Genomic DNA, 24736 nt, shown 5'->3' on the forward strand with positions numbered 1-24736 from the left:
GATTTTGTTGCCCTGCTTTGTAACGATGCCGGTTCCGGTCTGGTCATTTCAGTCGGTTTTGTGCGGCTTAATACACATACAGAGTAATCCTGCCAGCACCAACATGACGCCGACCATCGCGCCTGTATGAAAAGGCTCAGCGAACAGCGGCAGACTGATTGCCATCAACCAGACCAGTACATAGCTGATACTCAGCAACGGATAGGCCCGGCTGAGCGGCAGATGGCGCAGTGCCAGAAACCAGCTCACCATCGAACAGGCGTAAGCAGTCAGTCCGCCACACAGAATCAGCAGCGGCAGCCAGTTCACGGGATGCTGGATCAACACGGCCTGCAAACTGGGCAACTGAAGCATCGCCCAGCGCAGCATTAACTGAGCGAGTGTCACCAGCAAAACGCTGCATAAGGCCAGCAAATAACCCTTCATGCGTAGCTCCCTATCAGGGCGACGCCTGCGACAATCAGTACCGTGCCAGCCCATTGCAGAGGCGTCATTTTTTCACGCCAGATAAACCGTGCGGCCAGGCCAACCAGAATAAAGTTAATACTCAGCATCGGGTAGGCCAGGCTTACCGGCAAACGCTGCAACACCAGCAACCAGGCCACCATCCCCAGCGCTAACATGATAAGACTGGCCAGCAGCCAGCCGGCCAGGTTAGCCCTGTTTGTTTGCCGTGCCGCCTGTTTCTGACAGAGCTGACCTGCGCAGGTGAGTAAACTGGTCAGCAGCACCAATAATAAACTCACGATCAGTTAGCCGCATTGTATTGCAGTAACAGCATCCGACCGTTGCGATAGACCGCATCCGCTGGCGGTAAATCTGTGGGTGTCGCTTCACCGCGTTCCAGCATCATGATCAACGAGACATTGCCCTGCTTACGGTGCGCCTGAAGCCATTGCGGGAAATCCTCGCTGCTGACATAGGCAGACTGGGCATCGGGATAGCTAAGACCATACTGCAGCTCGCCCTTTTGACTGTAGGCAATGATATCGCTGCGTTTCAGCGTCCAGGCGATGGCTGACGACACGCCGGAATTATCACTTAAGATATAGCGGCTGTTCGCCAGGCTGTTTTCAATACTGCGGATGAAGACCTGGGGTTGCTTAGTATTTTCAACGCTTTCCGGAATTGCCGAACCGACACAGAGCGCCAGCGCCAAAGGGCAAAGCGCGGCGGCCAGCCAGTTGCGTTGTGGCGATTTCAGGCTGAAAGCCCCCGCGACAGCCCAGCCCGCAAACGCGATCACGGCCATAATGAGTGCAACCAGCTGATGTGCGCCATAGAGCGGACGATGGCTTAATCCCCAGGGTGCCAGCACGACCAGCAACGTAACCACACAGATCGCGCCAAACAGGATATTGATCCAGGCGTTGACTTTAAAGACGCGCGTGTTCTCACCCACTTTACGCCAGGCATAGTCCGCCATCAGCAGCGCCAGCGGCGCAAAGCAAGGCAGGATATACGTCGGCAGTTTCCCTTTCGCAATGCTGAAAAACACCAAGGGGATCACGACCCAGCTCAACAGATAAACACCACCTGAGGACTGCTGGCGTTGGGTCCAGCCTGAACGCAGTGCGCCCGGTAACAACGCCAGCCAGGGCAGCGCGCCGGCAATCAGCACTGGCAGGTAGTACCAGAAAGGTGCCTTATGCTGTGCGTTGTCTTCGGCAAAACGCTGGATATGCTCAACCCAGAAAAAGTAATGCCAGAAATCAGGTTGCTGCTGCTGAATGGCAATCGCCCAGGGTGCACTGATGGCTGCCGCACTGACAATCGCCAGTGGGCCATAAATAACCAGTTCCCGAAAACGCTGGTTCCAGATCGCCCATGGAAGGATCGCCAGTACAGGAACCGCCAGGGCAAGGAAACCTTTGGTCATAAAGCCCATGCCGCAGGCTAAGCCCAAAATCAGATAACGGAGGATACGTTGCCGCACATTTTGCGCTTCGCTGGCGAACCAGTAGCTGCACATCGCCGCAACCATCCATAACGTCAGCATCGGATCCAGCACGGCATAAGTACCAATACCGTAGACCAGAAGTGAGGTCATAAAGATAACGCTGGCCGTGAGAGCAACGGTACGGCGAGCAAACAGGCGACAACCCAGCCAGTAAATCAGGATGGCGCTCATCAGGGTTGAAAAGACCGAACCAATCCTGACGGCGAAGTTATTGTGACCAAAAATGGCCTGTCCAACAGTATTGAACCAGTAGCCGGCGATGGGTTTTTCGAAATAACGCAGACCGAAGAAGTGCGGCGTAATCCAGTTGCCGTTTTGCAGCATTTCACGGCTGATTTCGGCATAACGCGTTTCATCGGGCTGCCAGAGATTGCGGAACTCCAGAGGAAGTAAATAATAAAGAACGAAAAGTGAAACCAGTAGTACCGTCTTTTTGGTGGCAGTCATGGTGCTTACCTTGTTAAATTCTCACAACCCAACCAGCCTTCCCGGCCAGCAATGTGCCCACGAACAACCTTGCCGACAGGCAATGTATCGAGGTCGTCAGGCAAGAGGTCGCTCAGCGGGCAAAATTGTATTCCCTGCTCGCGGGCACGCTGTAACAACGTATCGAACGCATTGAGTTGACTGATACCTTCGACTTCAGCATGGATGGTATACACCGGGGTGCCCTGATCGGCGTGGATCTGTTCCAGGATGTAATCGTTGAACCGTTCAGCACTCAGCGTGGGACCGACCACTTCGTCCCAGGTGGGTAACGTCACGGGGATCTGTACCGTACCCGGCTCGCCATTTCTCAACTGTGGGCGAAAAGGCGCGGTACCGCGGCAATCGCTGTTGTACGCAAAACCAAATGTTTGCTTGGCCTGAATAACACGACCATCCGCGCGCCAGCCCGCCACGGCGGAACAGGTGACAGGTTTGCCGATAATGGCCTCCAGCGCATCCCGTCCTTTCGCAATCTGCTGAATAAGCTGTTCTTCATTCCAGACGCCTGCCCACGTTTGCCAGGCGAAGTGATCCCAGGCGTGCAGGCCAACTTCATGGTAATCGGCCGTCATGCGGATAATATCGCGCATCCCTGCCCCAATCTGTTTTCCTGGCCAGGCGGTCCCGGCCAACAGGATATCCCAGCCATAAAGCGATGCTGCGCGTGAGCGCAGCATTTTCCACAGAAAGCGCGGCTTCATCAGACGCCATAAATGGCGTCCCATGTTGTCAGGCCCGACACTGAAGAAAAAGGATGACTGGACATCGTGTTTCTTGAAGACCTCAATCAGCGCGGGCACGCCAAGTTTTGTCCCGCGCCAGGTATCGACATCGACACGTAGACCGACTTTCCTCATGCCTTATCGTCCTGAAGCTCAACGGTGCGCAGGAAGAAGTCGAGAGTGTTATCGATGGTCGTATTCATTTGCACTTCAGGTGTCCAGCCCAGCAGGCGTTTTGCATTACGGATTGAAGGCTTACGGTGCTCAACATCCTGATAGCCCTTGCCATAATAGCTGCTGCTTTCCACTTCACGGAAACCGGCAAACGGCGGGAAGCTGGCACGCAGCGGGTGACGCTCAAAGCTCTCCAGCAGACGTTCTGCCAGCTCTTTGATACTCGCTTCGTTGTCTGGATTACCGATGTTAATGATCTGCCCGTCGCAGTTATTGTTTTTGTTTTCAATAATTCTGAACAGGGCTTCAACACCATCACTGATATCTGTAAAGCAGCGCTTCTGACGGCCACCATCAAACAGCTTGATAGGCGAACCTTCCACCAGGTTTAAAATCAACTGGGTAATGGCACGCGAACTTCCGATGCGCGCGGCATTGAGGTTGTCCAGGCGCGGACCCATCCAGTTAAACGGACGGAACAGGGTGAAGCGCAGCCCTTCTTTTTCACCGTAAGCCCAGATAACCCGGTCTAACAGCTGCTTGGAAACCGAGTAGATCCAGCGCTGTTTGTTAATCGGACCGACGACCAGGTTCGAGTGGTCTTCATCAAAGTTGCTGTCGGTACACATCCCATACACTTCGGACGTTGACGGGAAAATGATACGTTTGCCGTACTTCACACAGTCGCGAACAATTTTGAGGTTTTCTTCAAAATCCAGCTCAAAGACACGCAGCGGGTTGCGGGTATACTCAATCGGCGTGGCGATAGCGACCAACGGCAGAATGACGTCACATTTTTTAATGTGGTATTCGATCCACTCTGAGTGAATGCTGATATCGCCTTCAACAAACTGGAAGCGCGGATGACCAACAAAGCGGCTGATCGCGTCGGAACCAATATCCAGGCCAAACACTTCGAAGTTGTCGTCCTGCAGCAGGCGCTCGGTCAGATGGTTACCAATAAAGCCGTTAACACCCAGGATCAACACGCGGGTGCGACGCTTCACGGCGGCCACAGCCTGAGAATACAGCAGTGCGCCATTTACCATGCCCAGATGTTGCGCCAGCTGAACACCGTTCATGTAAACGCTGTTCGGGGTTTGCCCCGTCTGGATTTCCAGCGCGCCTTCACCACAAGCCACGACAAACGGATCGGCTGACAGCACGGTTCCCGGACGAGCGTTGTGCGCGGTCGTTAAAACTTTGGCTTTCCAGACCACAAACTTTGTGGTGCCGGCAAACGCAAACGCGCCCGGCCATGGATCGGTAACGGCACGGACCAGATTATTGATTTGCTTAGCAGGCAGGCTCCAGTTGATGCGACCATCTTCTGGTGTTCTGCGACCCACAACCGTGGCTTCCGCTTCGTTTTGCGGCTTGCCGACGATATTGCCCTGTTTCATCGCGGGCAAGGTGCTTTCCAGCAGCTTACTGGCGCAGTCAACCAGTTTGCGGTGCAGCGTTAACGCGTTGTCTTCTTCAGCAATGGCGATGCGCTGTTGCGCGATGATTTCACCCGCATCGGCTTTTTTCACCATGCGGTGTAAGGTCACACCGGTTTCCGTTTCGCCATTCACCAGCGCCCAGTTTAATGGCGCACGACCGCGGTATTTTGGCAGCAGTGAACCGTGCAGGTTAAAAGCGCCCTGCTTCGCGCAGTTCAGAATGTCGTCACACAACAGGTTGCGGTAGTAGAAGGAGAAAATAACATCAGGTTCTGCTGATTTAATGCGATCGATCCACAGCGGATGGTTAACCTCATCCGGAGCATAAACCGGGATTGAATTTTCAGCCGCAATTCGCGCCACTGAGCCAAAAAAGTGATTTTCTGACGCCGTGTCGGCATGGGTGTAGATGGCGCTGATAGTGAAGCCTGCTTTCAACAGCGCATTGATGCCCGCACAACCCATGTCGTGATAAGCGAAGACGATAGTTTTCATTACTCGGTTTCCTGTACAGAACGGTCTTTCTGAGGATTGATAACACGTTGAATAAAATAGCGTGGACGGGCACGTACATCGTTGTAGATACGACCAATGTATTCACCCAGCAGTCCCATGCCGATAAATTGCGCGCCGATAAAGATAAACAGGACGGCAAACAACATAAAAACACCATCGCCAGCCCAGGCTGCGCCCAGAAACAGCCGCAGCAGAATCAGGATCACGGAGAACGCAAAACCTGCAATCGCAATCAGACTGCCCAGTACACTCAGCATGCGTAGTGGTGTGGTTGTGAGACAGGTGACAAGGTCGTACATCAGGTTAATCAGGCGCATAAAGCTGTACTTCGAACTGCCGTGTTCACGTTCTGCGTGAGTAACCGGAAGTTCAATCGTACGACGCGCAAAGGTGTTAGCCAGGATCGGGATAAACGTGCTGCGCTCATGGCAGTTAAGCATGGCATCGATAATGTGACGGCGATAAGCCCGCAGCATACAACCGTAATCTCCCATCGATTTACCGGTCACGCGTTGGATCATCTGGTTGATGGTGCGTGATGCCTGACGACGGAACCAGCTGTCCTGACGATTCTGGCGTACCGTGCCGACAACGTCATAGCCTTCCTGAGCGGCGGCCACCAGACGGGGAATTTCTTCGGGTGGGTTTTGCAAATCGGCATCCAGCGTGATGATGAGATCGCCGCTGACATTGCTGAATCCCGCCATAATCGCGGAGTGCTGACCATAGTTACGGTTGAGCAAAACGGCGACAATATGACTGCCGGGCAGTGAGGCTGCATCGGCGATCATCGTCGCGGACGCATCCTGGCTGCCGTCGTCGACCAGCAGAATTTCATAGTCCAGGTTCAGGCTCTTACAGGCATCATCGGTACGCTGAATCAATGCCGGTAAGCTTTCCTGCTCATTGTAAACCGGGATGACTACCGATACTTTTTCAATCTTTTTATCGTCGAACATTTAAACCCCAGCCAGTCCACGTAGTGCGCTGATAACGCGTTCAACGTCATCGTCAGTCATGTCGGGAAACAACGGAATGGAACAAATACGCTCGCTGTTCCACTCAGTGGCAGGCAGCGATAAATGCGGATAATGCTCACGGTAATATTTGTGCGTATGCGCTGCACGGAAATGCAGCCCCGTGCCGATGTCCTGCTCTTTCAGCGCCTGCATCAGTGCATCACGGGTCATACCGCACGCCTGCTCATCAACGCGAATAATGAAGAGATGCCAGGCGTGCTGATGCTGCCAGGCGGGCGGAACAAGAGGCTTAAACGGCGTATCTTTAAGGGCATCGAGGTAACGTTGCGCTATCGCCGCGCGACGCTGATTGATTTCGGGGAGCTTCTCCAGCTGAACCAGCGCAATGGCCGCGCTGATATCCGGCAGATTGTATTTAAAGCCCGGCATAATCACTTCTGCCTGAGGCTGACGACCGTGTGTTTGACGATCAAACGCGTCGACGCCCAGACCATGAAACTTCAGGCTGCGAATGCGATCGGCCAGAGCCGCGTCGTCGGTGACGACCAGGCCACCTTCTGCGCAGGTCATGTTTTTGATGGCATGGAAGGAAAAAATAGCATTCCCCTGGCCACCCACGTGTTTACCTTTGTAGTGGGTACCGGCCGCATGCGCGGCATCTTCAATGACCGGAATGCCATGGCGTTGGCCGATAGCATAGATCGCGTCCATATCCGCAGGCGCACCCGCATAATGGACAGGGATAATCGCCCTGGTTTTCGGCGTAATCGCCGCTTCGATAGCTTCAGGGGCCACCATCAGATTATCGATATCCACATCGATCATCACCGGCGTCGCGCCAAGTAACGTGATGATATTTAACGTAGAAACCCAGGTCAGGGAAGGTGTGATGACTTCATCACCGGCTTTGATGCCCAACGCCATTAACATGACGTGCATACCGGCAGTAGCAGACGTGACGGCAATAGCGTGTTGATTGCCGGTTAACTGGCAAAATGCACGCTCAAGTTCAGCACACTTCGGCCCGGTCGTAATCCAGCCAGACGCAAAGACCTCACGCACTGCAGACAATTCAGTCTCGCCTAAAGAAGGACGAGAAAACGGAAGAAACGCCATTAAGTAATGTCCTTAAACTGTTTTGCCTTTTTTCCAGAAGAAAGAGGATAAGTTTGAAATATGAAAACAGCCAAAATGTAATCTTATGCTCATTTTTTTCCGTTAAAATCCGCGAAAAGAGGCAAAGTACACTGACCTCTGATCGTGAAGTCAAATATTAGAAAAATATTCACTTCATAACGATGCCAAATGATACGCTCGTAACCTTAACCAAACATTAAACGCTTCATTCAATTCACAAATTGACACGATCTTTATTAGGTTTACCAGATTAATCACATTAAATAAACAGATATGTTTGACAGTTTCATGAAGAGATTACCGCACATTCTGCAAATGCTGCCAAACGGTATCTACATTGTTGACAGATAGCATTTTCTAAGGGAAAGTCGGAGTTTTGATACACGCGTTGCACTCATAAAGTGACGGTGATCACTTTTCTAACTTTTAGATTTTTTTCTTATGAACAAGGAATTACGCGTCACTACATCGTCAGTTGAACCTGCTGATTCTCGCTTCTGGAATTCGATGGTGCCGGAACTGACTGTCACTGATTTTGCCAGATCCTTTGCGTTTTATGTCGATGAACTGGGGTTTACTGTGAGAATAAGACGCATTCACCCAGACTTCGCTTATCTCTGTTATGGTGAAGCGCAATTAATGATTGAACAGCAGCATGACGCGGGCTGGCACACCGCAGAGATGCAGTATCCTTTGGGACGCGGTATTAACTTCCAGATAGAAGTCTCCAATATTCAGCAGCTTCACACGCGCCTGGTGAAAACGGGCACGCCCTTGTTCCGACCACTTAGCGAAAATGCCTACTATACGGGTGAGAAATATGAACGCCAGCAGGAGTTACTGGTTCAGGATCCAGATGGCTACCTGCTGCGTTTTTGTCAGGTCTTAGACTGAAAAAACATTACAGCGCGACCACCTCGCTGACCTGATGGTGAAAGACTTAGGGATCGGAGATCAACCCAAACTGTTCGTCATCCGCATAGGTAACTGCCACCGGGTAATCCTCGCCAGCAAACGCTTTCACTGCCGCCAGATCCCGCCAGTATGTGGCCAGAAAGAAATGCTGCCACTCTCCCTGTGCAACCTGATGAATAAAAGCGCCTGTGTTACCGGGTACCGATTCTGCATGCTGCACGCCCGTCTTCTGTAGATGCGTAAAAAATGCCTCTGCGTGCTGCTGAGGGACACAACCATGCCAGGTTCTGACAATCATCGTTTTCTCCTTTTAATGACGTAATGTCATGGTAACACGCTGTTTTTATAAAAAATTAAGACTGGCAGTGAAAAATAATGTTGTCGGCTGGCACAAATCCGAATTTGTTCTACATTTAGTGGCCCGACCAGGGGAACGACATTCATCACAGCAAAAAACAAAAACGGTAAAAATTATGGAATTGAGCAAGTTTGAGGTCAGAACGGGCCTGTGGCCACACATGCATTTCACGGATATTGAATACGATCACCGTGGCGGAAGTTACGAAATTTATGCCACCGATGTGACCAATCAAACCAAGAGTAAACTGTTTATCTGTCGTACCACGGATGAACAACAGGCGAAGCAACTGGCGGAGCAATTTAAAATCTGGCTGCCCAAAGTTAACAGCAGAAAGCGTAAAGCGACGGCGAAATCCGCACTTACCGGTTACGATCGCGTCGCGTGCCATAAAGGGTAAATACGGATTCATGCTGGCCGCCCCGTAGCAGATGAAGGCTGCTGTGGGGCGGCCTTGCACAGAAGCGATAAATCACGCGACCGATCAGGTTTGCGCCAGATATTACGCGGCGGCGTTATTAAACCGGGCGGTTTTTCATCGTATCAGTCGGACAGCCTTGTATGAACGTCACCTGGCCTGCCCGTAACCACTTCCTGCCCGGCACCATGCCAGTCTTGCCTGAGCAAAACGCTCACCATAAAAGTGACAGTGTCATTTTTTCTGCCCAGCGCTAACGCATCGGCATCGCAGACATTCCCCACACTGAGCAACCCCCGTAATGCCTTAAACGTAAACGTCTGACTCCGCCTGGTCAGCCGTTTGATAACAACATGAAAAAGCGTCTGATGTCCGTTCATTATTTCTGATCGAGCCCTTTTTCATCACGTTTTTTTATTAGGCGTATTGTTTTTCTCTCTGGCATCCTGCGCATTCCCTTCTCTTCCTCCAGCCGACATTAAACTGACCATGTCTTGCCGATTTTTTCAGGTTATTATCGTTTTGCTTAATCACATTAAATGCAGACGACACGGCTGACATGCCAATAGAGCGGTGCGGGCACATACGGGAAATGAGGGAGAAAAAGTCAAAGTGGCCCCAATGAAGTCTAAACGTGTACTGATTATCGAAGATGATGCCGATGCAGCCGGCGTACTTGAAGCCTATCTTAAACGTGAAGGCTACACGGTGATGATTGCTGGCGATGGAATGACAGGACTTGACCACGCGCAACGGTGGCAGCCCGATCTCATTCTGCTTGATGTGATGCTGCCCGTCATGAACGGCACGGAAGTTCTGGCGGCCCTTCGACGCAGGGGAAATACACCAGTGATTATGGTGACAGCGATGGGAGATGCCCCCGACAGGATCGGCGCATTACGCTATGGTGCAGATGATTATGTGGTGAAACCCTACCATCCTGGCGAGGTCGTCGCACGTGTTCAGGCCGTTTTACGTCGCACCCAACAAAGTACCGTCCCCGACAGCACATTGTGTTGGGCGGGCCTGGAAGTCGACACTGAATCGCTGACAGCGGTAGTAAAAAATGAACAGGGCATTCAGCGGCTCGATCTGACCCCAACGGAGTTTTCGATTCTGGTGACGTTGATGCGCGCCCCAACCCGCCCGTTTAGTCGCTTATTCTTGCTTGAACACTGCCTGCCTGAAAGTGATGCGCTTGAGCGCGTGGTTGATACCCATGTTTATAACCTGCGACGCAAACTGGAAGCCGCAGGCATGTCAGATATCTTACCTGCGGTTCGCAGCGTGGGTTACAGGTTCAGACAACCATGAAACTAAAAACGCACGACTCAATGTGGCGCTGGATCTGCATCCGTATTTTGATAATCGGTCTGGGAAGCGTCATCCTTATCGCGTTTTGCATGTGGCTGCGTTTTGCGCTGCAAATGCTCTGGGTTTACTCTCGCATGCCTGCGGACGTCTGGGCGGAGTTTTCCCGCATACGGTTACACCCGGAGCAGGCACCGGCTCGCTTTCATCAGATTGTCGATCAGTGGTGGGGCGTCGGCTTTTCCGACCCGTCAATCGCCTCGGCTGACTGGCTGACGGTCGCCGTGCTGGTCGCCGTGGTGATTCCGTTCTTTATTGTAATGGGGCTGCGCTTCGCCCGACCGCTGGCGAAACAGTTTAGTCAGCTGGCGAATGCGGCACGCGATGTGGCACAGGGGAAATTCGGCACATCGGTCGGTCAGGTCGACGGCGCGCCACAGGAATTAGTGCGGTTTACGGAAGACTTTAATCTGATGACCCAGCAGTTAGCCCGTTACGAACGCGAACTTAAAGCTTCGCAGGTTGCCATTGCTCATGAACTACGATCGCCACTCACCGCAGCCATTGGCCGCTTACAAGGCATTGTCGACGGCGTATTTGCGCCGGAACCTCAGCAGTTCTCCATGATCATGAAGCAGCTGACGCAGCTGAGCCGCCTGACGGATGAACTACACTTATTATCGTTAGCGGAAGCTGGCCAGCTTACGCTCAGCCTGAGCCGGTTTAACCTTACCGAACTGTTACGCGAACGTACAGCGTGGCTGGCGCCTCAGGCTGAAGCAGAACAGATGGTGATTGAGGTGCAGTCTCCCGGCCAACTCTCTTTCACTGGCGATGCCTCCCGGCTGGGCCAGGTGGTAACCATCTTAACGGAAAATGCACTGCGTTATGCCGCAGAGGGGAAACGGTTTTCTGTGACGGCTCATACCTCGCCCGCCGCTGTCACACTGCAGTTTCGTGACTATGGACCGGGCGTGGATCCTCAGTTTCTGCCTGTCATTTTCGACCGTTTCACCCGGGCAGAATCGTCACGCGCACGGCATTCCGGCGGAAGCGGTCTCGGCATGTCTATTGCGAAGGCTATCGTGGAGGCGCACGGTGGGGAGATATTTGCACGTTTGCCTGCGGACGGCGGACTGCAGATTACAATCGTTTTGCCTTTAACTGACGACGCGCGCTCAATCTGAGTGCGTGCTGGCCTGTACAGGCTTTTTCGTCTGCCTTGACCATTTCTTGATAATTCATCGAAGGTTTCTGGACATAACCCGCTTTAAATGAGCCTGTCTCATTTTAGGAATACGGTTATGACAGATTTTATTCCCGCTTTTGCCCGCCAGGCGCTGCGTCATCTGAGCTTTCCGGGTTATGTGTTACCGTCACTGTTTGTCGTGGCAGGCATGCTTATCCTGTCAGGCTGCCGGGAGGAAGCGCCGCCTGCGCGTGAAGCGCCTCGTCCCGTGCGGACAGTACTGGTTCCGCCCTTCTCCAGCGGTGGACTGATGACGCAGACGGGTGAAATTCGTGCCCATGAAGAAATTTCGCTGGCTTTCAGGCTGGATGGCCGCGTCATTACCCGCACCACGGACATTGGACAGCATGTGAATGCCGGTCAGGTTCTGGCGACCTTAGACAGTAATGCCGCTCAAAACCAGCTCAGCAGTGCCACTGCCGATCTGGCGAGTGCGCGCGCCTCAGAACATGTTGCCGCACTTACGCTGCGTCGTATGCAGCAGCTGATGCCCGGTGGGGCCATTTCCCGTTCGCAGTTAGACAGTGCAAAAGGTGACTGGCAGGCGGCCGTTTCCCGGCGTCAGAGCAGTGAAGCCGCGCTTAAAAATGCCCAGGATAATCTCAACTGGACGCAGCTTACCGCGCCGCGCGCCGGTGTTATTACCGCCGTCAATGTCCAGCCGGGTCAGGTGGTCAGCGCCGCGCAGTCCGTAATGACGCTTGCCGCTGATGGCGATCGCGATGCTGTCTTTGACCTTGCTGAACCCTCGCTGGCGGAGTACGCCTCCTCCACGCCCTTCAGCATTACGTTGTTATCAAACCCTGCGATAAAGACACAGGGGCATTTTCGCGATATCAGTCCGCAGGCCGATCCGCAGACCCGCACCTGGCGACTACGTATCATGCTGCCGCAACCGCCGGTCGCTATGGCGTTGGGGTCGACCGTCGTGGGGGCCTTTCCCGGTAAAGCCGAACAGGTTGTCACCCTGCCCGCCAGCGCTCTCACGCGTGCCGGTGATCGTCCCGCCGTTTTTGTGGTGAACACCCAGTCCCATCAGCTTTCACTCAGGCCGGTCACGCTGGCGCGCTTCGATGCCCAACATATCTATCTCAGTGCCGGCGTGATACCGGGTGAGCGCGTAGTCACCGCAGGGGTGAAAACGCTCTTGCCGGGAGAGCGGGTACAGTCCGGGGAGGATGAAAAATGAGAAGATCGGCTGAAAGAGCCCGCTTTAATCTCTCTGCCTGGGCGTTAGCACATCAGCAACTGGTGGTGTTTTTCATGCTGTTGGTGATGACGACGGGTGTACTGAGTTACATCGATCTGCCCCGTAATGAAGATCCGGCGTTTACCATCAAAACGGCGGTCGTGTCCGCACAATGGCCCGGTGCCACGGTGGAAGACACGATGCAGTTAGTGACGGATACGCTGGAAAAAAAACTGCAGGAAACACCGTTCCTGGATTTTATCGAGAGTGAAACCCGGGCGGGAAAGGCCGTCATCTTTGTTAACCTGCGTGATGATACGCCGCCGGATCAGGTCCCGACTATCTGGTACCAGATTCGGAAAAAAATGCAGGATATCGCCTCATCGCTTCCACAAGGCGTTCAGGGTCCCGCTGTTAATGACGAATTTGGCGACACCTATGGCACGATTTATGGCTTTACGGCCGATGGCTTCAGTCCGCGAGAACTGCGGGATAAAGTCGATGAGATCCGTCGAAGCCTGATGGATGTGCCAGACATGGGTAAAATTACCCTGCCCGGCGAACAGGAAGAACACATTGTTATCGCGTTTTCGCCACGGCAGTTAGCGGGCATGGGCCTTACGCTTCGGGAGGTAAGTGATGCTCTGGCCGCGCAAAATGCCGTTGCGCCCGCAGGTGTAATACGCACTGATAAAGAAAATATTGCACTTCATGTCAGTGGTGCATTGACCTCGGCTGATAACCTTAAGGCCATTACCTTACATATCGGCCAGCGCTTTATCCCGCTGACCAGTATTGCCACGATAACGCTTCAGCCTGCTGAACCGCCGGCGTCAACCTTCCGGGTCAACGGCGAGCCTGGCATTGGCCTGGCCATCTCCATGGCCCCGACGGGTAATATGCTGAAATTTGGTCAGGCCATTCATGCGCGCATGGAGACGATTGCCGCCCAGCTCCCGCACGGTATCACGATGGTGAAGATCGCCGATCAATCCACCGTTGTTAAAACCGCCGTCAGTGGCTTTGTGCGGGTGCTGGCGGAAGCGGTACTGATCGTTCTGGCAATCTCGTTTTTCTCGCTGGGTTTCCGTGCCGGGCTGGTGGTCGCCGCTGCGATTCCCCTCGTTCTGGCCATGACATTCGTCGGCATGACAGTGGCCGGTATTGGCCTGCAACGCATTTCGCTGGGGGCTCTCATTATTGCGCTGGGTTTACTGGTCGATGATGCCATGATCACGGTTGAAACCATGGTTTCCCGCCTTGAGGCGGGAGACAGCAAAGCGCAGGCCGCAACCTTTGCGTTTAAAACCACCGCGTTTCCTATGCTGACGGGAACGCTGGTGATGATCGCCGGTTTTATTCCGGTCGGTTTTGCGGCCTCCAGCGCCGGTGAATATTGTTACTCCCTTTTTGCAGTCGTGCTGATCTCGCTGCTGTGCTCCTGGGTCGTGGCGATTCTGTTTTCCCCGGTTATCGGCACCTGGCTGTTAACTGAGCAGGTGACAGCCCCATCACCACCTCCCGGGCTGATGGCCCGCTGCTATCGTCGTCTGCTTGATCGGGTTTTACACTACCGCTGGACAACCGTGATAAGCGCCTTGTTATTGCTGGGAATGGGGATTGCAGGCACTACATTGATGCAGGGCGAATTCTTCCCCGCGTCCGATCGTCCCGAGCTGTTAGTGAATCTTTCGCTGGCGGCAAATGCCTCTCAAAGTGAAACGACACGGCGTACCGCACAGCTGGAAACCCTGTTGCGCGCCGATCACGATGTCGATCACTTCTCCAGCTATGTCGGCGCAGGTGCCGTGCGGTTTTATTTGCCCATGGAAGTCTTGCTGGACAATGAAAATGTGGCGCAACTGGTTGTGGTGACTAAGAACCTGGAAGCGCGCGATCGCGTTCGACGCCGCCTGGAGGCGACACTGGCGCGGGATTTCAGCGATCTGACTGCCCGTGTGGCCCCTCTCGAACTGGGTCCACCCGTCGGCTGGCCATTGAAATACCGCGTCACCGGCCCTGACTACAGCAAAGTACGGGACATCGCGGAAAAACTGGCTGCTCAACTTTCGCGTTCGCCGAATACGCGTGAGGTAAATATGACGGCTGGCGAGCCCGAGCGGGAAATCAATGTTGAGGTAAACCAGACTGCTGCACGCGCCGTCGGCGTCTCCTCAGAAAGCATTGCTTCCACACTGAATACTGTCATGTCCGGCAGTACCGTGACCACGGTTCGCGATCATAACCGGCTAATAGATGTGGTTCTGCGCGGCAACGATCGGGAACGACAGGACACAGCCATCTTAGACAGCCTGATGCTCAACACAGCTTCCGGGCAAAAAATTCCGCTTGGGCAGGTCGCCACACTGAAATGGCAGCTCGACGATCCGGTGATTTGGCGACGACAGCGTTTGCCCTATATCACCGTGCAAACCGATATTGCACCTGAGCAACGGGCCGAAACGGTGTCTGATCAACTGAGACCTGGCCTGGATACTCTGCGGGCAACCTTGCCCGCAGGTTACGCCATTGAAGAAGGTGGAACCGTCGCCGAGTCGAATAAAGGTAACAGTTCGGTGTTTGCCGTTTTGCCGGTCACCCTGTGCTGCATGCTTGTGTTATTGATGCTGCAGTTGAAGCGGTTCTCCAGAATGCTGCTTGCGCTGCTGATGGCACCTTTCGGCCTGCCGGGAATTGTCCTGGCAATGTTACCGGGTGGCACGCCGATGGGGTTTGTCGCACTGCTGGGCATCATTGCGCTGGCGGGCATGATTATCCGTAACGCCGTAATCATGATCAGCGAGGTAGACAGCCATGCGCAGGCTGGCATGGCCCTGGGTGACGCCATCCGCCATGCCGCACTGCACCGGGCGCGCCCCATCCTGCTCACTGCCTGCGCGGCAATCTTCGGCATGTTACCTATTTCACATCAGGTTTTCTGGGGGCCAATGGCATTCGCGATCATCGGTGGGCTGATCACCGGCACATTGGTCACGCTGACCCTGCTGCCTGCCTCACTCAGCCTGATAATGGCATGGGAAAACGGCCGCGCGCCCCGATCGCGCACATGAGGGCGGCGAATATTGTCACTGGGTTACGGATCGTAGTGCGCAACGGAATGAGGCATACGGTCTTGGTATGGAGGGCATGAATGGCGCACAAGGCCTGCACAGTATCACTAGCGTGCATCGAAGGAGAGAAAAGCGTCTTATGCGCCAAAAAAAGGCTTTTTCGCCAAGCAAAACGCATGTCAATAAAAAAGCGCTGCGATATCGCAGCGCTCGTGTTCTGGGCCTGAAGCGATCAGGCCCAGTGACAGCGCATCAGAAACTTTCCCAGTTAACCTTATCTGCACCGGTGGCATTCAGTTGCGGTCTTTTTAACACTGGCGATGCATAGCTCACGGCTACAGGGGACGATACTGCCACCTGCGTGACGCTCTCGTTAACTTTGAACGTTGACACCAGTCTCGACAACGTTTCCGCCTGCTCCTGTAAAGATTTGGATGCAGATGAAGCTTCCTCAACCAGAGAGGCGTTCTGCTGCGTGACCTCATCCATCTGGCCGATAGCCTGGTGCACTTGCTCAATGCCTTTGCTTTGCTCGGCTGTAGCAGCGGCAATTTCATTAACCAGATCGGCAACCTGCTGAATAGCATGGCCCACGTTATCGGAGTTACTGCCTACGCTTGTTGCCTGCGTCAGCCCCTGTTCAACCTGCGAAACAGACGTGGTGATTAACTCTTTAATTTCACGAGCCGCGGATGACGAACGTTGTGCCAGATTGCGAACTTCTGATGCCACGACCGCAAAACCACGGCCATGCTCACCCGCACGGGCAGCCTCAACGGCGGCGTTAAGGGCCAGAATATTCGTCTGAAATGCAATACCTTCGATCAGCCCTGTGATATCAGATATTTTGGCTGAGCTACCGCGAATTTCATCCATCGTGGTCAGCATCTGACTCACGGCTTCGCCGTTCTGCCTGGACAGTTTATTGGCGTTATTGGCCAGGTTGCTGGCCTGGACTGCGCCCTCGGCATTTTGCCGTACGGTATCGCTGAGCGTAGCCATACTAACCGATGTCTCTTCCAGCGAGGCGGCCTGTTGCTCAGTGCGAGATGACAAATCTTCGTTGCCAGCCGCAATCTGCGTCGATCCTGTGCTGACGGATTGCGCCGCATGATTGACTGACAGCAGCGTAGTCGATACACGCTTAAGCAGATCATTAAACGCCATAGCCGTTTGACCAATCTCATCCTTTCTCAACACCGGCGCTAAGCGTGTCAGATCCAAATTGCTGCTCACTTCAGCCATGGTATCTTTGATGCTGGTAAGGCTACGTTTAATGCCAACAATAATGTTTATTGAGAACGCACCGAGCAGCAAAATAACCAACAGTGAGGCACAGGTCATCATCCAGACGGTTTTAGAATAAATCTGATTATTCTGTGCTCTGAGTGCATCACCAATCTGAATGTTCAGCTCAATTTGTTTAGTAAAATCAGACTCCATTTTACGTGCGGCAGCGCCAATGCCATTGTCACTTTGCAGGAGAGAAAGTGACAGTTCATTATTATGGCTACGTGAGGCAGCAAGAAAAGCAGGTAACGCACTGCGAACCGCATCGAGGTTACGATTGGCCCCAACGGTCATTTCTTTATCTTCATCACTGGAAATATCATTCGCCATATAATAATCATTTAATGACTTGATGTTATTAATAATGGTATTAATTTTTTGTTCTGCTTCAGCCTGCTTAGCGCTGTCTGTCGCCGTCTGATGGCGATACAGGGCCAGCCCCAGTTGGTTAGTTGCGCTAATTGACTTATTCAGATCTTTAATGCTGGGAATAGCATTAACCTGAACATATTCAAAGCGCGACTGAAAGCCCGAAATCACAGATAAAGAAACAGCAACAAGCGCACAAAGTGATAAAGCAAGCAAAGAAAATGCCAGCACTAAACGCTGCGTGATTGTCATAGAAAAAACTCCCCCGGATAGGTAAAAACTACAATTATTTTCACAGGCCTTTATCGGCAAATAACTAACCGGCTTTACAACGTAATTTTATTTCCAGAACCTTGAAAAAAAGAAAACAGCGACTATGACGGGATATTTTGTCACTAACAGAAACTATAGGGTTAAATGTGAACAGGTTGTTTCATTAAAATATAAATCCATGATAATAAGAGCATATTGCTACGCACCGCCTGTGCGTTAAAATAGAACGTTCCCCATAATGACAACCGCAGTTCGTGCAGCTAAGGTAGCGGTTTTTACACAGAGATAATGATGGAAAGGTTATTCGTTTATGGCACTTTGCGCCCGGGCCACAGTAATGCCCACATTCTCGACAGGGTCGGAGGCAACTGGCAGGCAGGCTTTGTAAGCGGCATTTTCTATCCTCAGGGGTGCGGAGCAGCCGCAGGCTTTCCTGGTCTGGTGCTGGATAGCCGAGGTCCGCGCGTTGAGGGTTACGTTTTTAGTTCTGATAATCTCTTATCATACTGGCCCATGCTGGACGAATTTGAAGACGGGTACGATCGCCTCAGGACGGAAGTGACCCTTGAAAACGGTGACACTGTCACCGCTTATGTCTATCAACTGCAACCGCAATGCACACCGCCGCGCGCATAAACAGCTAATGCGCGTTTGTCAGCGCTTTACGCCTGAACCACTGCAGGGGGCGGGCAAACATTACCAGGTTACCGCTTAAAATCAGTAGCAAGCCGGCCACACTATGACTTTGCCAGGTATAGCCTTCAAAAAGTGTGGAGAACGATAACGCGACCAGAGGGAACATAAGTGTGGTGTAGGCGGCTTTGCCCGCACTTGTGCGTTTGATCAGGGTGAAATAAGCCCAGAAAGCAATGACGGAACCAAACACCGCCAGGTAAAGTAAGGCACCGAGATAAGTGAAGGTCCATTGCGGTGAGAAGCTGGCACCACGAATAATAGCGATAAGGCCCATAACGAGGGCACCATAAAACATGGCCCAGGCGTTGGTGGTCATCGTCTCAAGATGCCGACGCTGATGGCGCAGGCTGATCATATTGCCTAATGAAAAACCAAAGGTACCCAGTGCTGACAGCCCCATTCCCATGAGCGCGGTACTGTTCCAGTCGCTGATATGCAGATCGTGCCAGAACAGGACGATCATGCCGGTTAATCCCAGTGCGGCGGCAAACCAGAAACGGGGGAGTGGGCGCTGGCCAAAGAAAATATAACTGTTTACCGCGTTATAGAGCACGGCCATCGAAAAAATCACCGACTCCAGGCCTGTATTAATGTAAGCCGCAGCCGTGTAAAAACACCAAAAATTAAAGCAAAACACACAGCATCCCTGGATCAGACAAAACAGGTGGTCCTGCCATGCCAGGCGGCGCAGGCGTCCCAGCAGCGTTAACAGGATCAGCATAATGACGCTGGCGATCGCAAACCGCCAGAATACCGAAACCGTGACATCTACAGGCCCCTGCTGTAAAAAAATAGCGATCCAGGTTGTTCCCCAAATCACGACCACAATGGCGTAAAGTATTGCGTTCATCGTTATCCCTCTGCCTCAGACTCTCTTCACTGTGACGTAATCGCGAGGGGTTGGTTTTCATCATGTTGCGGTCGGGTTGCAAAATCTTGCGCATTTTAGCGTGATACATCTGGCTACCTGACGTCTGTCATCCTAGACTGGACCTCTGTTTATCCAGCGGAAGCATGCCATGTCTCGCGTTTACGACACCTTTGAAACACTGCGTCAAAAAAAGGCCGTGCTGCGGGAATCGGTGATGCTTAATTCGGGCATCCGACTGGCCGCCTGGCACAACAAACAAGACCGCGTTACCGTTAACAGCAATCATCATACGCTCAGCCTGTATATTGCTGATGGTTATGAGAGTTACCACAAAACGGCAAACGGATGGCGCAACGGCGGCGGACCGAATAAATTTTGCCTGATGCCGCAGCACAGTGAATCGACCTGGGATGTACGCAGCGATCTCTCCTTCGTGCATCTCTACTGCACAGATGAGCACCTGCGAGAGGTCGGTGAAAAGATTTGGGATCGCAGCCCGGCCTCGTTATCCCTCGATGAAAAGATTTTTGCCAGTGATGACACGATTACGGCGTTGTATCGCCAGTTTTTACTTAGCTGCGACTGGCAGCAGCCAGCCAATCAGCTGATGCTGAGCACCGCCAGCACGTTGTTGTTAACCCATCTGATTCAACACTATTCGTGTGTCCAGTGGCGGCTTCCCTCTGTCACGGGCGGACTTGCTCCCTATGTGTTGCGCAATACCCTGGCGTTTATTGATGCGCACCTGGCTCTGCCCCTTACTCTGAACGTTCTCGCCAGCCAGGCCAGTCTGAGTGAATATCATTTTGCCCGGATGTTTCGTCAGTCACTCGGCGTTGCACCTCACCAGTACGTGATGAAGCGCCGGATGGAAAACGCGCGTCAGATGATCGTATCGACATCATTGTCGTTAACCGAGATTGCACTGGAGAATGGTTTTAACTCACTGAGCCATTTCAGTAACCGGTTTAAGCAGGTGACCGGATCGACACCGTCGCAGTTACGCATGGCCAGCGGCCCTGAATTGTTGTGAATCGTCTCAGTCATGGACGAAGCACCCCGCGAGTTAACCTAAACCAATCCTCACACATTGGCGGTTCGTGCTTTGACGCATTGTGTAACCTGATTACACTACGTGCAGATTCATTCGGACGCCCTGTGACGGGATAACCTTCTTTTTACCCTTCCGATGAGTAAAACGCTTTCGTGATGGTTTTGCTCGCCCTAGGGCGACAGCAGGCTTCCCGTCGCGATGACTGGCCTTTTGTCCGGTTAATCATGAATCAGACCATAAGGACCACCGTCATGTTTATGTTCAAAAATGCGCTATTCCCGCCTCCCGGATGGACGGCATCCTTGCTGTAAGGCATCCGTAAAGCGTTTTTAAACGCGGAACGGCAATGCGGCGATCCTGCCTTGCACAACGGAACCACACCACTGACGTACTGGCAGACCTCACGCTGTTCCTGTGACGCGCTAACCCCTTTTTGAGTGAGGCGGCTTTACGCCTTTACCGGAAACCGGTGAGCCCCTGCTCTGCCTGAAGCCATGAAACAGACCTGTCCTGCCCCGATTTGTTGCTTTCTGCACAGTAGGGTCAGGCACTCATCATTAACCAGGGAGGAATACTATGAATCGTTCATCCGAAACCGCGATAACCCTGATCTTTCTTTTTGTCGGCTTTATCGTGATGTCGGCAGGTATTTGGCAAATACTGACGCAGTGAGGGAAGGCAATGCGCAAGTTCACGCTTAACCAGATTTTTATTCAGGTTGTTGCCATAGCGGCCATCCTCATCCTGCTGACGATCGTGATTCGTTAACCACTCAGGACCAGACATTACCTGCGTCTGGTCCGTCAGATACCGGACCCGGTGGGCGCAGCGTAATGCCCACGACGGTGCCTGAGAACCCATTAAATTTTCTGGTCAAACATCCACTTTCGCGGAACACACGTAACCAACCCCCATAAAACCTTCGCTTTCATAATCTTGCTCAACACCGCGCTATGCCTTATGCGCTACCGTCTGCTGGCAAAGGCTGAACGCCCCTGCAACCTTTTAAAAACCCTTAACAATTCATACTTTCTTTCAACGTCTCAGGGAATAATTATGAATGTATGCCACACTTTTTTTATTGGGGGACTGGCCGTAATCATGACGATGAGTAACGCGATGGCAACGAAAAATACTGAACTGACCGGATACCGTGAAGGCGCAAAGGTGATTGAAGTCCAACCTGTGCGCAACCAGATTGATGCGATCACTGGCGTGGTTTATTCGCAGATTACAACGCTACGATCGGTCAGACCGCTTCACATGTCATTACTGGTGCCCCGCACCGATGCAGTCAAACCCGCAATTGTTTACTTTCCGGGCGGGGGGTTTACCAGTGCCGACCATGAGAAATTTATTCAGATGCGCATGGCGCTGGCAGAGGCGGGCTTTGTTGTGGCCGCAGCTGAATATCGTGTTGTACCGGATACCTTCCCTGCGCCGGTTGTTGACGGGAAAGCGGCCGTACGCTATCTGAGACAGCATGCAGAAACGTACGGTATCGATCCTCATCGTATTGGTGTTTTAGGCGATTCGGCAGGAGGCTGGCTGGCACAAATGCTGGGCATGACAAATGGTCAGACCGCTTTCGATCAGGGTGATTTCACAGAAACATCATCTGACGTCCAGGCCGCCGCCACGATTTACGGTATTTCAGATTTACGCAATATTGGCGAAGGCTTCTCTGAAGAGAATCAACAGGTGCATGCCTCACCGGCCGTCACTGAAGCCCTTTTGATTCATGGACCGGCCTTCCACGATTTTGCAGGTGCGTCTGTCATGGATGATCCTGATAAAGCCCGTCAGGCAAGTCCCATGGGCCATCTTGCGAACCCCAAACCGCCTTTCCTGATTATGCACGGTGACAAAGATTCACTCGTTTCACCGCATCAAAGTGCGCAACTCTTTGATGCGCTTAAAAAGGCAGGTGATCAGGTTGAGTACGTCGTGGTGAAAGGTGCAGAACATGGTGATGAGGTCTGGTATCAACCTGACGTCATCCGCCTGGTTGTGAACTGGTTTTCAGAGGTGCTGCACCCTGATACACGAACAGGCAGCAAGAGCACAGCCAATTTAAACGACAATTTGTAATGCACCAGGCAAACCACTTTATGTGGTTTGCCTGGTCATCAGTCTGCTGACACGTCAGCCATCAGGTCAGCGACAGTCTGTTTTGCCCCTTTGTCCAGTAGATGGAGATAGGACTTAACCACCTGCTGCACAAAACAGGGATTATCGGGCAGCGTGTGGCCGAATATAGCTTCCAGTCCTAACAGCGCTTTTACCCTCGCCTCCCCTTCTACGCTGCCGTCAACGGCGGTTCGTATAGACGCCAATAAAGGATCGCAGACCTCAATCTCTTTTCCCTGGTCATCCTTACCGCTGACATAGCGCATCCATGCGGCAATACCTAATGCAAGCAGATCAAAACGGCTGCCGCGCTTGAGGTGCCTGCAAACGGAATGTAACCAACGTTGCGGTAACTTCTGGCTGCCATCCATCGCAATTTGCCAGGTACGATGCTGTAGCGCGGGATTTTCATAGCGTGCAATCAGCCGATCGGCATAATCGATCAAATCAACGTTCTTAACGGTTAGCGTCGGTGCCTGTTCTGTCAACATTAAGCGTCGTGCCGCAAGGCGAAAGTTCGGGTCCTGCATACAGTCATAAATATGCTCATAACCCGCAAGGTTGCCCAGGTAAGCCAGAAATGAATGGCTGCCGTTCAACATACGCAGTTTCATCTCTTCGTAAGGCAGCACGTCTTTGACTAACTCTGCACCGGCTTTTTCCCATGCCGGCCGCCCTGCGACGAAATTATCCTCAATAACCCACTGGCGAAAGGGCTCACAGGCTACCGCGACGGGATCGGCCACCTGAATAAGCGCCGCGATCGCGTCAAGACTCTGCGGATTCATCGCCGGTACGATACGGTCCACCATGGTTGAAGGGAACGTCACCTGCTGTTCAATCCAGTCTGCCAGGTCGTTGTCACGTTGTCGGGCAAAAGCACGCACGACCTGACCGATCACTTTTCCGTTTTCTGGAATATTGTCGCAGGACAACACAGTAAACGCAGGCAGACCAGCAGCCTTGCGACGCGCCAGTGCTTCAACGATGATCCCTGGCGCAGAAAGCGGCTGGTGAGGCTGAGCCAGATCAGCGACAATCTGAGGATGGTCGCGCATCAGCTCGCCCGTTGCCGGTGAATGACAATAGCCTTTCTCAGTAATCGTTAAGGAAACGATGGCAATTTCGGGCTGACACAGGGCGTGAAGTACGGCTTCGGTTCCATCGACCTGAGCGTGAAGCGCCTGCTTCACCACACCAATCACGCGCCCTTCCCAGCCATGAGCCGACATTTCTGCCACGCTGTACAATAATCCCTGACGTTTCAGATCGGCAATCTGTTGTTCCCCGCCGATGAGATTAACTTCGACGTATCCCCAGTCGCTGTTATGTTCTGCTGCAAGAACATCGGCATAGACCGCCTGATGAGCCCGATGAAAAGCACCGAATCCAAGATGGACAATACGCGGGACGAGCTTCTTCCTGTTCCATTTTGGAACCGTCGCCTTCGCATTCAGTAGGGTAGTTTGCATTTCTTTCTCACCTTATTTTTTATTAGCTGCGTGGACACTGACGTTAAATAACGGCAGCACCTGGAGATCGCCTTGATGTTTTCCTGTGCGGCGCAGTTTGGATCAAGCGCCTGAGAACACCACGGCAAAAGGAAAGTTTTTAAAACAGAATTGGTGCGGGAAGCCTATCGTCAGCGGCAGAATTGTTCCACTACCATACCAGTTATAATTAAAAAATGTGATGAATGGCAATTATGTCTTTGGGTAAAATTGCATTAATTAACAAAGAAAATAAAAATCACAACTTCTTTATAACTATAAATATTGCTGGCACTACAGAAGAATTAACCTTCAAACAGGCTGATGCGTATTAGCACGCTGTTTTGCGGTTCGGGTGAATAACCAAAATTTAAAAAATCCGAAAGATTGCTTTTAAAAAGGGCCGACCTCATCAGGCGTCATGTATAAAAAGACTTAATCGCACCGATGGGTTTAAGAGCACTCGGGTTTGAGGGTGAGCTATTTCGCTACGGACAAAACGGAAATCAGGCAGAAACTCAACGCCGTGTTTGACTGGCGGGACATTAACGCTGAACGCTTTTTATTCCCTCATCTGGCGTCATTCGACGTGTACGTGGTAAGGCTGTCAGTTATGCCTCTGTGGAGCC

21 protein-coding genes are annotated in these 24736 nt (G+C 52.5%); 10 read left to right on the top strand and 11 right to left on the bottom strand.

Annotated elements, in window-relative coordinates; all coding sequences use genetic code 11:
- Positions 1-48: 48 nt before the first annotated feature.
- Genes arnF through arnB form a run of 7 tightly spaced genes read right to left on the bottom strand, consistent with a single transcriptional unit; the run spans position 49 to position 7402 of the window.
- Positions 49-426, bottom strand: coding sequence for a 4-amino-4-deoxy-L-arabinose-phosphoundecaprenol flippase subunit ArnF (gene arnF, locus G5574_RS21760; RefSeq protein ID WP_039339445.1), 378 nt, complete (start codon positions 424-426; stop codon positions 49-51).
- Complete coding sequence (arnE, locus tag G5574_RS21765) at positions 423-746, bottom strand: 4-amino-4-deoxy-L-arabinose-phosphoundecaprenol flippase subunit ArnE (protein ID WP_164483294.1); 324 nt, start codon at positions 744-746, stop codon at positions 423-425. Before arnE ends, arnF begins: the two co-directional genes overlap by 4 nt.
- A gap of 2 nt (positions 747-748) precedes the next feature.
- Positions 749-2407, bottom strand: coding sequence for a lipid IV(A) 4-amino-4-deoxy-L-arabinosyltransferase (gene arnT, locus G5574_RS21770; RefSeq protein ID WP_058708901.1), 1659 nt, complete (start codon positions 2405-2407; stop codon positions 749-751).
- A gap of 5 nt (positions 2408-2412) precedes the next feature.
- Positions 2413-3306, bottom strand: a complete 894-nt coding sequence (gene arnD, locus G5574_RS21775) for a 4-deoxy-4-formamido-L-arabinose-phosphoundecaprenol deformylase (protein WP_039339451.1) — start codon at positions 3304-3306, stop codon at positions 2413-2415.
- Positions 3303-5285: a bifunctional UDP-4-amino-4-deoxy-L-arabinose formyltransferase/UDP-glucuronic acid oxidase ArnA gene (gene arnA / locus G5574_RS21780; protein ID WP_033742464.1), complete on the bottom strand. Its 1983-nt coding sequence runs from the start codon at positions 5283-5285 to the stop codon at positions 3303-3305. The genes arnD and arnA overlap by 4 nt, the downstream gene beginning before the upstream one ends.
- A complete protein-coding gene (arnC, locus tag G5574_RS21785; RefSeq protein WP_033742463.1) occupies positions 5285-6265 on the bottom strand; it encodes an undecaprenyl-phosphate 4-deoxy-4-formamido-L-arabinose transferase in 981 nt (326 codons plus the stop codon). Before arnC ends, arnA begins: the two co-directional genes overlap by 1 nt.
- A complete protein-coding gene (arnB, locus tag G5574_RS21790) occupies positions 6266-7402 on the bottom strand; it encodes a UDP-4-amino-4-deoxy-L-arabinose aminotransferase (RefSeq protein ID WP_110268486.1) in 1137 nt (378 codons plus the stop codon).
- 528 nt (positions 7403-7930) lie between these two features.
- Between arnB and G5574_RS21795 the strand changes: the two genes are divergently transcribed.
- Positions 7931-8317 carry a bleomycin resistance protein gene (locus tag G5574_RS21795; protein ID WP_033742461.1) on the top strand — a complete coding sequence of 129 codons (387 nt, stop codon included), beginning with the start codon at positions 7931-7933 and terminating at the stop codon, positions 8315-8317.
- Positions 8318-8363: 46 nt separating this feature from the next.
- On the opposite strand, the gene G5574_RS21800 is transcribed toward G5574_RS21795, so the two are convergent.
- Positions 8364-8636 carry a hypothetical protein gene (locus G5574_RS21800; protein WP_164483295.1) on the bottom strand — a complete coding sequence of 91 codons (273 nt, stop codon included), beginning with the start codon at positions 8634-8636 and terminating at the stop codon, positions 8364-8366.
- A 175-nt stretch (positions 8637-8811) separates the two neighbouring features.
- Here G5574_RS21800 and G5574_RS21805 point away from each other — a divergent pair, with 175 nt between their 5' ends.
- The 5 genes from G5574_RS21805 to G5574_RS21825 all read left to right on the top strand — a co-directional run bounded on the left by G5574_RS21805 (position 8812) and on the right by G5574_RS21825 (position 15934).
- The gene (locus tag G5574_RS21805; protein ID WP_006121951.1) at positions 8812-9096 is read left to right on the top strand and encodes a hypothetical protein; all 285 of its coding nucleotides are present in this window, start codon (positions 8812-8814) and stop codon (positions 9094-9096) included.
- A 639-nt stretch (positions 9097-9735) separates the two neighbouring features.
- Positions 9736-10428, top strand: a complete 693-nt coding sequence (locus tag G5574_RS21810; protein ID WP_006121952.1) for a response regulator — start codon at positions 9736-9738, stop codon at positions 10426-10428.
- Positions 10425-11612, top strand: a complete 1188-nt coding sequence (locus G5574_RS21815) for a sensor histidine kinase (RefSeq protein WP_164483296.1) — start codon at positions 10425-10427, stop codon at positions 11610-11612. Before G5574_RS21810 ends, G5574_RS21815 begins: the two co-directional genes overlap by 4 nt.
- Before the next feature lie 117 nt (positions 11613-11729).
- Entirely contained in the window at positions 11730-12863 is a 1134-nt protein-coding gene (locus tag G5574_RS21820; RefSeq protein ID WP_164483297.1) for an efflux RND transporter periplasmic adaptor subunit, read from the top strand.
- Positions 12860-15934, top strand: a complete 3075-nt coding sequence (locus G5574_RS21825) for an efflux RND transporter permease subunit (RefSeq protein ID WP_164483298.1) — start codon at positions 12860-12862, stop codon at positions 15932-15934. Before G5574_RS21820 ends, G5574_RS21825 begins: the two co-directional genes overlap by 4 nt.
- Positions 15935-16186: 252 nt before the next feature.
- On the opposite strand, the gene G5574_RS21830 is transcribed toward G5574_RS21825, so the two are convergent.
- A complete protein-coding gene (locus G5574_RS21830; protein ID WP_033742450.1) occupies positions 16187-17845 on the bottom strand; it encodes a methyl-accepting chemotaxis protein in 1659 nt (552 codons plus the stop codon).
- A 312-nt stretch (positions 17846-18157) separates the two neighbouring features.
- Between G5574_RS21830 and G5574_RS21835 the strand changes: the two genes are divergently transcribed.
- Positions 18158-18502, top strand: a complete 345-nt coding sequence (locus G5574_RS21835; RefSeq protein WP_033742448.1) for a gamma-glutamylcyclotransferase family protein — start codon at positions 18158-18160, stop codon at positions 18500-18502.
- Between the two features lie 4 nt (positions 18503-18506).
- Here the strand turns inward: G5574_RS21835 and G5574_RS21840 are convergent, their stop codons facing one another.
- Positions 18507-19412 (bottom strand): DMT family transporter, encoded by a 906-nt coding sequence (locus G5574_RS21840; protein WP_164483299.1) that lies wholly within the window; start codon positions 19410-19412, stop codon positions 18507-18509.
- Between the two features lie 169 nt (positions 19413-19581).
- Here G5574_RS21840 and G5574_RS21845 point away from each other — a divergent pair, with 169 nt between their 5' ends.
- The 3 genes from G5574_RS21845 (at position 19582) to G5574_RS21855 (ending at position 22578) form a co-directional block, all read left to right on the top strand.
- On the top strand, positions 19582-20466 hold the full coding sequence (locus G5574_RS21845; RefSeq protein ID WP_164483300.1) for a helix-turn-helix transcriptional regulator: 885 nt from the start codon (positions 19582-19584) through the stop codon (positions 20464-20466).
- Between the two features lie 597 nt (positions 20467-21063).
- Entirely contained in the window at positions 21064-21159 is a 96-nt protein-coding gene (mgtR, locus tag G5574_RS24060; protein WP_110268492.1) for a protein MgtR, read from the top strand.
- A 384-nt stretch (positions 21160-21543) separates the two neighbouring features.
- On the top strand, positions 21544-22578 hold the full coding sequence (locus tag G5574_RS21855; protein ID WP_033742440.1) for an alpha/beta hydrolase: 1035 nt from the start codon (positions 21544-21546) through the stop codon (positions 22576-22578).
- A 38-nt stretch (positions 22579-22616) separates the two neighbouring features.
- Here the strand turns inward: G5574_RS21855 and G5574_RS21860 are convergent, their stop codons facing one another.
- Positions 22617-24089, bottom strand: coding sequence for a mannitol dehydrogenase family protein (locus tag G5574_RS21860; protein ID WP_164483301.1), 1473 nt, complete (start codon positions 24087-24089; stop codon positions 22617-22619).
- Between the last annotated feature and the right edge of the window lie 647 nt (positions 24090-24736).

The sequence above is a fragment of the Pantoea stewartii genome (assembly GCF_011044475.1).
Classification (GTDB): Bacteria; Pseudomonadota; Gammaproteobacteria; order Enterobacterales; family Enterobacteriaceae; genus Pantoea; species Pantoea stewartii.